This window comes from Micromonospora sp. PRAS1, assembly GCF_059553435.1.
This window is the reverse complement of record NZ_JCANNB010000006.1, coordinates 163,904-175,692: the sequence shown is the minus strand read 5'-3', so window position 1 is coordinate 175,692 and position 11,789 is coordinate 163,904. Positions and strand designations below refer to the sequence as shown.

Annotated in this window: 12 protein-coding genes and 1 pseudogene; 2 read left to right on the top strand and 11 right to left on the bottom strand. The window is 73.1% G+C overall.

Annotated features, from left to right (window positions below):
- Nucleotides 1-28: 28 nt before the first annotated feature.
- The 5 genes from AC507J_RS08485 to AC507J_RS08465 all read right to left on the bottom strand — a co-directional run bounded on the left by AC507J_RS08485 (nt 29) and on the right by AC507J_RS08465 (nt 4,427).
- Nucleotides 29-1,279, bottom strand: coding sequence for an outer membrane protein assembly factor BamB family protein (locus AC507J_RS08485; protein ID WP_496288506.1), 1,251 nt, complete (start codon nt 1,277-1,279; stop codon nt 29-31).
- A gap of 125 nt (nt 1,280-1,404) precedes the next feature.
- Complete coding sequence (locus AC507J_RS08480) at nt 1,405-1,869, bottom strand: SRPBCC family protein (protein WP_496288505.1); 465 nt, start codon at nt 1,867-1,869, stop codon at nt 1,405-1,407.
- Nucleotides 1,870-1,958: 89 nt separating this feature from the next.
- Nucleotides 1,959-2,168, bottom strand: a complete 210-nt coding sequence (locus tag AC507J_RS08475) for a DUF397 domain-containing protein (protein ID WP_496288504.1) — start codon at nt 2,166-2,168, stop codon at nt 1,959-1,961.
- 175 nt (nt 2,169-2,343) lie between these two features.
- Complete coding sequence (fahA, locus tag AC507J_RS08470) at nt 2,344-3,540, bottom strand: fumarylacetoacetase (RefSeq protein ID WP_496288503.1); 1,197 nt, start codon at nt 3,538-3,540, stop codon at nt 2,344-2,346.
- Nucleotides 3,537-4,427 carry a hypothetical protein gene (locus AC507J_RS08465; protein WP_496288502.1) on the bottom strand — a complete coding sequence of 297 codons (891 nt, stop codon included), beginning with the start codon at nt 4,425-4,427 and terminating at the stop codon, nt 3,537-3,539. The genes fahA and AC507J_RS08465 overlap by 4 nt, the downstream gene beginning before the upstream one ends.
- A gap of 84 nt (nt 4,428-4,511) precedes the next feature.
- Between AC507J_RS08465 and AC507J_RS08460 the strand changes: the two genes are divergently transcribed.
- Nucleotides 4,512-5,675 carry a homogentisate 1,2-dioxygenase gene (locus AC507J_RS08460; protein WP_496288501.1) on the top strand — a complete coding sequence of 388 codons (1,164 nt, stop codon included), beginning with the start codon at nt 4,512-4,514 and terminating at the stop codon, nt 5,673-5,675.
- Nucleotides 5,676-6,675: 1,000 nt separating this feature from the next.
- Here AC507J_RS08460 and AC507J_RS08455 read toward each other — a convergent pair.
- From AC507J_RS08455 to AC507J_RS08440, 4 genes and pseudogenes are all read right to left on the bottom strand, one after another.
- Nucleotides 6,676-7,308: pseudogene (locus AC507J_RS08455) on the bottom strand (tetratricopeptide repeat protein); the annotation flags it as partial.
- A gap of 9 nt (nt 7,309-7,317) precedes the next feature.
- The gene (gene ispF / locus AC507J_RS08450; RefSeq protein ID WP_496288500.1) at nt 7,318-7,800 is read right to left on the bottom strand and encodes a 2-C-methyl-D-erythritol 2,4-cyclodiphosphate synthase; all 483 of its coding nucleotides are present in this window, start codon (nt 7,798-7,800) and stop codon (nt 7,318-7,320) included.
- Between the two features lie 16 nt (nt 7,801-7,816).
- Nucleotides 7,817-8,512 (bottom strand): 2-C-methyl-D-erythritol 4-phosphate cytidylyltransferase, encoded by a 696-nt coding sequence (gene ispD, locus AC507J_RS08445; protein ID WP_496288499.1) that lies wholly within the window; start codon nt 8,510-8,512, stop codon nt 7,817-7,819.
- Nucleotides 8,513-8,568: 56 nt separating this feature from the next.
- Nucleotides 8,569-9,054 carry a CarD family transcriptional regulator gene (locus AC507J_RS08440; RefSeq protein WP_007073334.1) on the bottom strand — a complete coding sequence of 162 codons (486 nt, stop codon included), beginning with the start codon at nt 9,052-9,054 and terminating at the stop codon, nt 8,569-8,571.
- Between the two features lie 338 nt (nt 9,055-9,392).
- Here AC507J_RS08440 and AC507J_RS08435 point away from each other — a divergent pair, with 338 nt between their 5' ends.
- Nucleotides 9,393-10,067 carry a hypothetical protein gene (locus AC507J_RS08435; RefSeq protein ID WP_496288498.1) on the top strand — a complete coding sequence of 225 codons (675 nt, stop codon included), beginning with the start codon at nt 9,393-9,395 and terminating at the stop codon, nt 10,065-10,067.
- A gap of 6 nt (nt 10,068-10,073) precedes the next feature.
- On the opposite strand, the gene AC507J_RS08430 is transcribed toward AC507J_RS08435, so the two are convergent.
- Both AC507J_RS08430 and AC507J_RS08425 read right to left on the bottom strand, forming a co-directional pair.
- Complete coding sequence (locus tag AC507J_RS08430; RefSeq protein WP_496288497.1) at nt 10,074-10,697, bottom strand: hypothetical protein; 624 nt, start codon at nt 10,695-10,697, stop codon at nt 10,074-10,076.
- A gap of 27 nt (nt 10,698-10,724) precedes the next feature.
- Nucleotides 10,725-11,774 carry a type III polyketide synthase gene (locus tag AC507J_RS08425; protein WP_496288496.1) on the bottom strand — a complete coding sequence of 350 codons (1,050 nt, stop codon included), beginning with the start codon at nt 11,772-11,774 and terminating at the stop codon, nt 10,725-10,727.
- Nucleotides 11,775-11,789: the final 15 nt, after the last annotated feature.

Genomic DNA, 11,789 nt, shown 5'->3' with positions numbered 1-11,789 from the left:
GTTCCGACCGGTCGGGCGACTGACCGGATCAGGTCGCGGCGATGATCAACGGCTCGGACGTGAAGTAGTAGCGCTGCTCGTCCCCGTCGGCATCGACGGGGCGACGCAGCCGCTCCACCACCACGTACCCGTCGGCCGCGTACGCCAGGCCCGGCGCCCATCCCGTGCCGTCGGAGCCGACGTTGAGCACGAACCGGGACAGTTGCCCTCCGGTCGCCGGATCCACCGTGACCAGTTCGTTCTCCTCGGTCAGCAGGTGCACCCGCCCGGTCTGGACGGCGATGAGGCGGCCCGGTCCCACGGTTACCCGCCAGCGCTCGGCGCCGGCCGGGACCGAGCGGCCGACAAGCACCCCGTCCGTCATGGTCACCGCCGTCTCGCCGACCAGTTCGGTACCGGTCGCGGCCAGCGCCGGCACCGGGACCGGGTCACCGGTGCCGAGCAGCCAGCTCCGCGCGGTCGCGTCCCCCGGTCCGGCGGTGCGCAGCGCGGCGCAGCCGGCACCGTCGGAGGCGCAGCCGAAGAGCGTGGCGGTCAGGTCGGCACCGGCGTCCGGCGGGCGCCAGCGGGCGGTGACCGCACCGGTGGCCAGGTCGCGGAACTCCACCGCTGGCGGGCCGGCGCAGTCGTCCACGGTCAGCAACTGGCCGCTCGCGCTGGGGCCGACAGGTTCCCGACAGCCCGCATCCACCTCGGCTCGCCACAGCTGCGTACCAGCGGCCAGGTCGACCGCCCCGACCTGATCCGCCCCGGAAGTCACCACCACGTCGCGGCCGTCGCCGCTGCGGGCCACCGAGAGCCCGCGCGGCTGCCAGACGGTGGTCGTACCGGTGCGTCGGGCCGCCCGCTCCCGGTCCGGCTCCGGCCCGTCGGCCCGCCACGCGACCTGCCCGGTACGCGCGTCGAGCGCCACCAACTGCCCGTCCGACCATCGACTCACCACGGTCGTCCCGCTGGTCACCACCGCGTCCAGCGTGGCCGGCCAGCGCCGGTAGGACCAGTACGGGGTGCGCCGGTTCCGTTCGTCGGCCGGCTGGTCGGCGTAGACCTGTCGCTGGGCGGCGTACACCCGCAGCCGACCGTCGACGATCAACGGGGTGACCGGCAGCCGGCCCACCACGCCGGCCTCGGGGGTGGGCAGCGCCGGGTAGGCGGCCCGGGCGGTGGTGACGACCTCGGCCGGGGCCAGCACGCGGTACGCGATGATCGCGGTCGCCGCGACGACGCCCACCGCCGCCACCACCGCCACGATCCGCCGCCCGCCCGTCGCCAACCTCATGCCGCACCTCCCCGCCCGGCACCCTACCCAGCGGTCGGCACCGGCCCGGGGCGGGCCCGTCCAGCGGTCGGCACCGGCCCGGGGCGGGCCCGTCCAGCGGCCGGCACCGGCCCGGGGCGCTCGGCTCAGGTGGCCCGGTGGCGATCGGCGGCGGCGGCCAGGGCGGCGATGTCCTGCCGCAGCACCTTCTCGGCGGCACCGGCGGCCAGGCCGCCGAACAGCAACGCGACCGCCCGACCGGCCCGCGCGGCGGGCCGGGCCTGCACCGTCACGCGCACCGCCGCGTACCGGCGGCGGCGACGGCGTACCTCCCGCAGCGTCCAGGTGATCCGGTAGTCGACACCGTTGCCGGGCGAGCCGAGTACCAGCCGCCGGGGTGGCTCGGCCGCCAGCACGACGAACTCCTCGGCCAGCGGGCTGCCGTCCGGCCGGATTCGCGTCTCGCGCCAGGCGGTGCCCGGCCCGAACCGCCCCGGGGTCAGCACCTCGACCGGCACGTCGGGCGGGAAACGCCGAGGCAGGTCGGTGAGCAGGCGCCACAGGTCGGCCGTGGGCGCCGGAACGAGTCTGTGGACCGCAACCGTCGACATGCCACCTCCCGTGACGTCGACGGTACGCCCGGTCAGTGCGGTCCGGGGTCCCCGGGACGGATATTCCACCACCCGGAGACCCCTCTCCCTCAGTGCGTGAAGCGGTCCGTCCTGATGGCGTCGACGAACGCGCTCCAGCCCGGCGGGCTGATCATCAGCACCGGGCCGGTCTGGTCCTTGGAGTCGCGGATGCCCACCACGCCGTGGGCTCGGGCCAGGTTGTCGGCCACCTCCACGCAGAGACCCTGGTCATTGGAGCGACTGCTGGTACGCCAGATCGCGCCCACGAAATCGTGCATCGTGTCATCTCCCTCGGCTTCGACGTGTCGCCAGACCGGGACCGGGCCGACCGGAAACGGGGGGCGCCGGTCGGCCCGGCGCGGCGTGGCGACGGAATTCCGAGGCGATCAACGATGTCGGTGACGCAGTGTCATCGCACAGCCGGTGCGATAGCGGCCACCTGTCGGAAAGGGGTCAGCGGGCCGGCTGCACCGTGCCCGTCACCTCGCCCAACTCGATGACGCTGCCCTCCGGTCCGGGGGCGGTGGCGGTGATCGTCACCGTGTCACCGTCGGCGAGGAAGGTGCGTTCCGCTCCGGCCACGGTGACCGGCTCGGCACCACCCCAGGTGAGTTCCAGGAACGAGCCGACCTGGTCGCGCCGGGAGCCGGAGACCGTGCCGGAGGCGTACAGGTCACCGGTGCGCAGCGAGGCACCGTTGACGGTCAGGTGGGCCAGCTGCTGGGCCGGCGTCCAGTACATCCCGGCGAACGGGGGCTGGCTGACCGGCTCGCCGTTCCAGCTCACCGTCAGTCGCAGGTCCAGCCCGAGGTGGGGTTCGTCGCGCAGGTAGTCGGCGACCGGCGGGTCCTGCTCGGGCGCGGGTACGAAGGCGTGCCGGAGCGCGTCCAGCGGGGTCACCCAGGCGGCCACCGAGGTGGCGAACGACTTGCCCAGGAAGGGCCCGAGCGGTTGGTACTCCCAGGCCTGGATGTCCCGGGCCGACCAGTCGTTCACCAGTACGACGCCGAAGACGTGGTCGGTGAAGTCGGCGGCGGCGACCCGGCGGCCGAGCGGACTGGGTACGCCGACCACGAAGCCGACCTCGGCCTCGATGTCGAGCCGCGCCGAAGGGCCGAAGGTCGGCCCCTCGCGGCCGGGGCGCTGCCCCTGCGGGCGTACCACCGGGGTGCCGGAGACCACCACCGTGCCGGCCCGGCCGTGGTAGCCGATCGGCAGGTGCTTCCAGTTGGGCAGCAGCGGCGGCTGGCCGGGCCGGAAGATCTGCCCCACGTTCGAGGCGTGCTGTTCCGAGGAGTAGAAGTCGACGTAGTCGGCGACCTCGAAGGGCAGCTCCATCCGCACCTCGGACAACGGCACCAGCAGCGGTTCCACGGCCGCCCGGTGGGCCGGATCGGTGAGCAGCTCGGTGATCCGCTGCCGTACCGCCGTCCACTGCGGGCGGCCCAGCGCCAGAAACGCGTTGAGCGTCGGTCGGCCCAGCGCGCCGCCCGCCAGCACCAGGTCGGCGGCCTCCGCACCGGCCAGGTCGAGGACGAGATCCCCGATGCGTACGCCGATCCGTGGCTCGGCGGAGCCGGTGCGGAACACCCCGTACGGCAGGTGCTGCACGCCGTAGCCCGAACCCGCCACACCCGTCACCCAGCTCATGCTCTCTCGCTCCCGTTCGTGAGGTGGTCGTCGTCCCCGTACACCAGGCCCAGCCGGATCAGGTCGGCGAGTGGTTCCGCAATGCTGCACGAGCCGAAACCCACCCAGAGCGGGCGCGCCGCGTTCCGACGACCGTCGGTCCACTGCACCAACGGTCGCTCGTCGCGGACGGTGAGCAGTTCCGCGATGGTCTCCACCCCGGCCCCCTCGGCGGCGGCAAGCGTCGCGGCGAGCACGTTGCCGAAGCCGTGGTGGGTGAAGCCTGTCTCCGGGTCGACGTGCCGCACCGCGTGGTGCAGCCCGGCGGTGAGCTTGAACGGCACCGCCCGGTCCCGGCAGGCCCTGATCACGGCGGCCAGGTCGGCCGGGCTGGGAAAGAGCTCGGCGGCCAGGCCGCCGGTGCGGAACTTGGCGGCGATCGGCAGCCCGCGGGCCCGTGCCTCGGCGAGGGCGTCCAGCGCGCCCGTCAGCCCGAAGGTGAGCGGGATCTCCGCGTACACCGGCACGCTCTCCAGCCGCTGGGTGAGCTTGACCAGCTCGGTCAGGCCCGGCTGGGGGTCCTCGCCGCGCTTGGCCACCGGCGCCTCGATCTGCCGGACGGTCACCCCGAGCGGGGGCAGGAAGGAGAGCACGAAGGGCAACTGGTCGAGACCGGTGTCGCCGATCAGCCCGATGGCGAATCCCTCGGCGGGATCGACCAGACCGTCCAGTTCACCCGCGGTGACCGCCGTGGCGGGCAGCAGCAGCGGGCCGACGAGGTCGGCGTACCAGGCGGTCCGGTGTTGCCGGTGGGCGAGCACGGCGTCGGGCACGGAGGCGCTGCCCGGCGGAAAGACGGCGGCGTCGTCGACCAGGCCGGCGACGAGTGCGGGCAGCTGCGTTGACACGAGACAAGAATGTACGGGACGCTGTGATAAGCGGACAACCGCGTCCGATAATCGGACGCCACAAGGTCGGTGACGGGAGGCGACATGCCGTACTACCGCAGCGTCGGCGAGGTGCCACGCAAGCGTCACACCCAGTTCCGGCAGCCCGACGGCAGCCTCTACACCGAGGAGCTGATGGGCCAGGAGGGCTTCTCCTCCGACTCGTCCCTGCTCTACCACCGGTACGCCCCGACCGCCATCGTCGCCGCCGAGGAGTTCACCCCGCCCGCCGTGACCCGGGTGCCCAACCTGCCGCTCAAGCCCCGGCACCTGCGTACCCACAAGCTCGACGGCACCGGGGCCGACCCCATCCTCGGCCGGCGGTACCTGCTCGCCAACGACGACGTACGGATCGCGTACGTGCTCGCCGACCGGCCCTCCCCACTGTTCCGGGACGCCACCGGCGACCAGTGTCTCTACGTCGAGGCCGGCTCGCTGCGGGTCGAGTCGACCTTCGGCGTGCTGGACGCGGTGGCCGGCGACTACGTGATCATCCCCACCTCGACCGTGCACCGCCTGGTGCCCACCGGCGACTCGCCGACCCGGCTGCTCGCCATCGAGGCGTCCGGGCACATCGGCCCGCCCAAGCGCTACCTCTCGGTACGCGGCCAGTTCCTGGAGCACTCGCCCTACTGCGAGCGCGACGTCCGGGGACCGGACACCCCGCTACTGGTCGACGGCACCGACGTCGAGGTGCTGGTCCGCCACCGACGCGGCTGGACCCGCCACGTCTACGCCAACCACCCGTTCGACGTGGTCGGCTGGGACGGCCACCTCTACCCGTGGGCCTTCTCCATCCACGACTTCGAGCCGATCACCGGACGGATCCACCAGCCGCCGCCGGTGCATCAGACGTTCCAGGGCCCGAACTTCGTGATCTGCTCGTTCGTGCCGCGCAAGGTCGACTACCACCCGGACGCCATCCCGGTGCCGTACCACCACCACAACGTCGACTCCGACGAGATGCTCTTCTACACCGGAGGCAACTACGAGGCCCGGCGGGGTTCCGGCATCGAGCAGGGTTCCATCTCGCTGCACCCCTCCGGCTTCACGCACGGCCCACAGCCCGGCGCGGCGGAACGCTCCATCGGCGTGGACTTCTTCGACGAGCTTGCGGTCATGGTCGACACCTTCCGCCCGCTCGACCTCTGCGACGCCGCCCCGGACTGCGAGGACGCCGCCTACGCCTGGACCTGGGCCCGCCGGTGAAAGGAAGGGCCCCCTATTAACGCCTGCGGTAGAGGAAGGGCCCCCTTTTAACACAGCCCGAGCGGGCACGCGGCCCGAGCGGGCACGCCAGGGCGGTGCCTGGGGGTAGGAGGCGGTCTTCGGTCGGGGCTCAGGCCACTGGGCGGGAGATGATCGCGAGCTGGGCGGCGATGCCGACTCCGATTGCCAGGATCAGCGGCCACGGGGTGCCGAAGAGGGCGTAGAGCAGGACCAGCGCGGGTGCCGCGCAGGCGGCGTAGACGGCCAGGGCGAGCGTGCGGTCGGTACGCCGCAGCACCGGCAGGACCGTCCGGGTCAGGCCGGGCAGCCGCGACGCCTGCCGCCAGACCACGATCCCGCCGCCGAGTGCAGCCAGCAGGGCGATGAAACGGGAGAAGCCGGGACCGGTGGCAGCCGTGCAGGCCACCAGCACCGCCGACACCACCGACCAGCCGGTACCCCAGACCACCAACTGCCGCAGTGCGGCCGGGACGGCCCGATCCGTCACCGGCCCCATACCGGGGTGCCCGGGGTCGAACGGGCCGGCACCGGTTCCACCCGCCCCGAACGGCCCGGCACCGGTTCCACCCGCCCCGAACGGGCCGGCACCAGTCCCACCCGCCCCGAACGGCCCAGCGCCGGTCCCACCGACGCCGTACGGACCGGCCGCACTTGGAGACTCCCGATCCGCGCTCCTCTCGGATCCGGTCAGATGCCCGTCGGCAGGTCGGTCCCCGGCCGGCCAGGCCGGCGGCTCCGAGCCAGCGCCACCCGGCCCGGACACACCATCCCGGGACACACCCGACCCCGACCCGTCATCCCGGGACACACCCGACCCGGGCACGCCGCCCTGCGAGGAGCCGGGCCAGGGCGAATCCGGTCGGGGTTCGTCGAGCGGGCGCCGGTCCGCCTCCGGTCGGCTCGGGTCCTCCGGGGGACCGTCCGGGCGGGGCGGTTCGTTCCGCGTCGTGTCGCGGTTGCTCGGGTCGGCCGACGGCATGCTCGCCACCGCCGCTTCCGCCAGTTGCTCAAGCGTCGCGCTCCACCGGCGTTGCTCCAGCCGCAGCACCCCGACGTCCTCGGTCGCCTCGGCCAGGCGCGGGTCCAGCCGCAGCGCCTCCCGGTATGCCCGCTCAGCCAGGTCGAACATCCGCATGTTGGCCGCGACCAGGCCGAGCACCAGGTGCGCCTGCGGCTCCTCGGGAGCCAACTCCACCCCGTGCCAGGCCGCGTTCAGTGCCGGCTGCCCGTTACGCGAGCCGGCCAGGATCGCCGCCGCGCTGCGCTGGGCGTACGCGTCCTGAGGTCCCAACGCCAGGATCTCGTCGGCGGTCCGGGCGGCCTCGGCGTACCGTTCGAGGTCGCCCAGGGCCAGGCCACGGACGACGAGCGGGGGTACCCGCCCCGGCCCGGCGGCGACGGCGGACTCGGCCGCGGCCAGCGCCTCGGCGGGTCGCCCGGCCGCCAGGTGCACCCGGGCGAGCATGATCAGCGTGTCGACGGCGGACGGATCGAGGGCTAGGGCGAAACCGAGTTCGGTTGCCGCCTCGTCGTAGCGCCCCAGCTCGGCGAGGAGCGTGGCGCGCTGGAGGTAGCCGTCGGCGGAGGAGTCAGCGGGGACGTCGGCGGGCATCGCGCGAGCCTAGGCGCTCGGCTGCTCGTACACCAGGGCCACCGCGATCCCGGCGAGCCCCTCACCGCGACCGGTGAAGCCCAGGCCGTCCGTTGTGGCGGCGGAGAGGGTGACCGGCGCGCCGACCGCCGCGGAGAGCACCCGCTGGGCCTCCTCGCGCCGCGGGCCGATCTTGGGCCGTACGCCGACGACCTGTACCGACACGTTGCCGATTGTGAAACCGGCGGCGCGCACCCGGCGCGCGGACTCGGTCAGCAGCGCCTGACCGCTCGCCCCGGACCACTCGGGTTGGTCGACCCCGAAGTTGGCGCCGAGGTCACCGAGACCGGCGGCGGAGAGCAGCGCGTTGCAGGCGGCATGGGCGGCCACGTCGGCGTCGGAGTGCCCGGCCAGACCGTCCTGGCCCGGCCAGTGCAGCCCGGCCACCCAGCACGGCCGCCCGGTCTCGAAGGCGTGCACGTCCGTGCCGATGGCCACCCGAGGAACGATCATGAACCGAGGGTACGCGTCATCGACCGGTCACCAGCAGGTGCTCGGCCAGGGCCAGGTCGAAGGGCCGGGTGATCTTCAGGGCGTGCTCCGAGCCGGGTACGCAGAAGACCGGTACGCCCTGCTTCTCCACCAGCCCGGCGTCGTCGGTGAGCGCGGAGCCGGCGGCGGCGTGCGCGGCGGCGAGCACCGATCGGCGAAAGCCCTGCGGGGTCTGCACGGCCCGCAGGGCGGCACGGTCGACCGTGCCGAGCACCGTGCCGCCCGCGTCGACCTCCTTGATCGTGTCGACGACCGGCAGCACGGGAATCACCGCGTCGTGCCCCGCCCGGACCGCGGCGGCCACCGACTCCACCAGCTCCGGCGGGGTGAGCGCGCGGGCCGCGTCGTGCACCAACACGATGTCGGGTCCCGCCGGCACGGCGGCGAGCGCCGCAGCGACCGAGTCCTGCCGGTCCGCGCCACCGGGCACCACGATGACCGGGGCGATCGGCGCAAGCAGGTGATGCACGGCGGAAACCTCCCCGACCGGTGCCGCCACCACGATGGTGTGCACCGATTCGGCGGCGGCCAGCCGGCGGAGCGTGTGCACCAGGAGCGGCTCCCCGGCCAGCAGGCGCAGGGCCTTCGGCCGGCCGGGACCGAGGCGTACCCCGGCACCGGCCGCAGGCACGAGGACCGCGACGTCACCGCGCGGATTGAGCTGCGCGGTCACGTCGCGGTCCTCGATGGTTTCTTCGCTACGAAGTGGGTACGACGATGCTCTGCGGACTAGGCCTCGGTGAGCACCTTGTCGAGCAGCGTCTCCGCCTCGTCCTTGGTGCTCTTCTCCGCCAGCGCCACCTCGCCGACGAGAATGTCGCGGGCCTTGGCGAGCATGCGCTTCTCGCCCGCGGAAAGCCCCCGCTCCCGCTCCCGGCGCCACAGGTCGCGGACGACCTCGGCCACCTTCAGCGGGTTGCCGGAGGCCAGCTTCTCCAGATTTGCCTTGTAACGCCGCGACCAGTTGGTCGGCTCCTCGGTGTGCGGAGCCCGGAGAACGTCGAAGACCTTGCCCAGGCCCTCTTCACCAACCACCTCGCGCACACCCACGATCTCGGCGTTCTCGGCTGGCACCCGGACCGTCAGGTCACCCTGCGCGACCCTCAGGACGAGGTACTGCTTGGGCTCGCCCTTTATGACCCGAGTCTCGATTGCCTCGATGAGTGCGGCCCCGTGGTGGGGGTAAACAACGGTCTCGCCGACACTGAAAACCATAGGTTCGAAACCCCTTTCGCTGTGTCTAGGGTAACACGCTCAGGCACCGATGTCTCACCACTGTCCTGACCGTTGGCGCAGCTCAGGGGCCCTGTGAGAGGTATTTCTTCGGCTTGACAGCCGGCCAAGTCGATGGTTCGAACACTCTCCGTAACCTCGGGATGACCCGCTGGCACGGCCGACGGAGAAGTCGAGATCAGCTGGGCGATCAGGGGCCACGCACCCATTCCATGGTATCTCGCCGTACCCGAGTGTGGGCAGCGGTAGCGGTACCGGGCGAGGTGCGGGACGCTGGAGGAGCGGGCCTCTCCGCGCCCGCGAGGTTCCAGGGGGTCGTGATGGGCAAGGCTGACGCCGACGGTCCCGGGCTACCGGACCTGCCTCCCGAATGGGGCCGGGTGGTCGTACCGGACGACGCCTCCGCGCTGGCCGACGAGGCCGAGTTGGTCCGTCGCGAACTGCGCCGCCGCGCCGCCCGCCCCCGCCGCTGGCGGCCGCCCGGCGTACCCGTGCTGGTGTTGCTGATCGCGGTGGTCACCACCGCCGCCGGCCTGCTCACCGCCACCTGGCCCCGCTCCGGTCGCTCCCCGGGGCCGGTCGCCGACCGCCCCGAACCGACACCGGCGCAGCTGACCGGTCGCGCGCTACCCGCCCTCGATCTGGTCGACGCCGGGCAGTCCCCGGTGCCGCTACGCGGACTACTGCCGGCGGTGGTGCTGCTCATGGAGGACTGCCCCTGCCCGGACCTGGTCACCGAGACCGCACTCGCCGCACCCGAGGGGGTCAACGTGATCACCGTCGCCACCGCCACCCCGCGCCCAGCACCGGCCGGCACCGAGGTCCGCGCCCTAGCCGACCCGACCGGCGGGCTGCGCGCGTTCCTGCACGTGCCAGCCAGTCCGGAGCGCGTCACCGCTCTGCTCGCCGATCGCACCGGCCGGGTCGTCCTGGTGGTATCCGAGGTGGGCTCGGTCTCCGACTACCACGCCGAACTGATCCGGCTGGCCGGCTGAGGGTGCTCACCCCCGGGTCAGCCGAGCCACCAACTCCACCGGAGCCGCCCCGGCCGGTGAGAAGGACACCCCGGCCGGCCCACCGGTTCCGGTGATCTCCACTGTCGCCACCGCCCCGTCGCAGCCGACGGTCATCGGATCCGCGGCCCGGGCACCGGCGGCAATCACCAGCAACTCGCCCGGCCCGGTGCAACTGAAACGCAGCAGCCGCGACTCACCGCGCGCGAGCGGCGCCTGCCGGAGCAGCGCCTCCCCCGGGTGCAGGGTCGTACGCTCCGCCCACAGCGTGTTCCGGTCGCCTTCGCTGCGCCCACCCGGATAGCCGTAGCCCGAGCCGACGCCAGCGCCGGCGTCCCCGTCCAACCGCAACTCCGCGCCCGCCGCCTCCTCCTGCCGATCGGCGTCCCCCCTCGGGGCCACCGCGACCACGTCACCCGTGGCCGGGTCCACCCGCCACACCCCGGCGAGCCGCGACGATCCGTCCGGCCCGATCCCGGTCACCACCCAGGTTCCCGGCGGTGGATCGGCCGGGGATCCGGCCCGCCACCACCAGCCCGCGAGGAGCAGTGCCGCCACGCCGACGGCGGCGAGCAGGGCGCTTCGCAGCCGGTCGGAGCCATCGACGTCCATAACATCAAGCGTATAGCGGCCGGAGGGTCACGGCTGCCGTTCCAGCAGCGCCGCGTAGAGGGTCAGCCCCGGCCCGAAGGCCAACATCACCACTCGACGGGCCGCCGGCGCGGCCCGGATGAGCCGGTCGAGGATCAGCAACACCGTCGGGGATGAGCAGTTCCCGTGCTCGTCCAGGGTCTGCCTCGACGCGGCCAGCGCCGTCGGCGCCAGGCCAAGTTCACGTTCCACCACGTTGAGGATGCGCGGGCCGCCCGGATGCACCGCCCAGCCGTCCACCCCGGACACGTCGGTGCCGTGCCGGGCCAGCAGGTCGTCGACCAGGCCCTGGACGTGCGTCGACAACACCTGTGGCACCTTCGGCGACAGTCCCATCCGGAAACCGGTGTCGGTCACGTCCCAGGTCATGTGATCGGCGGTGGAGGTGTCGGTCACGGACGTGACCTCGCGCAGCGCGTACCCCCGACCGCCCGGAACGACCACGGCGGCGACCGCGGCGTCCGAGAAGAGCGCGTGGGAGACGATCTGCTGGGTGTCCACCCGCGCCGAGGAAGGCTGGAGGTGCAGGCTGGTCAGCTCCGCGCAGAGCAGCAACGCCGGACGCCCCCGCGCCGTGACGAAGTCACCGACCGCGCCCAGCCCAGGCAGGGCCGCGTAGCAGCCCATGTGGCCGACGAACATCCGCTGCGTCGACGGGGCCATGCCCAGGTCCCGGGCGAGCAGGATGTCCAACCCGGGCGTCGCGTACCCGGTGCAGGAGCAGACCACGAAGAGCCCGATGTCACCGGCGGCCAGGCCTGCGGCGGTGAGTGCCCGGCCCACGGCCTCCTTGCCCAACGGCAACGCCTCGACCTGGTAACGACGCATCCGCCGTTCGGTCGGCCAGTCGGAGACGTCCTCGAGCAACGGGTTGACCGCCGACTGCCGCCGGGTGACCCCCGAGTTCGCGAAGATCCGCTGAGCGAGGCTCCGGGTGGTGCCGGAGTAGTGCCGGGAGAAGAACTTCTCCCAGAGTTCCTTCTGGTCGGCGGCGGGCGGTAGAGCCGCGCCCACGCCCGCGATCACCGGTACGGACACGGTCCCACCTTCCTC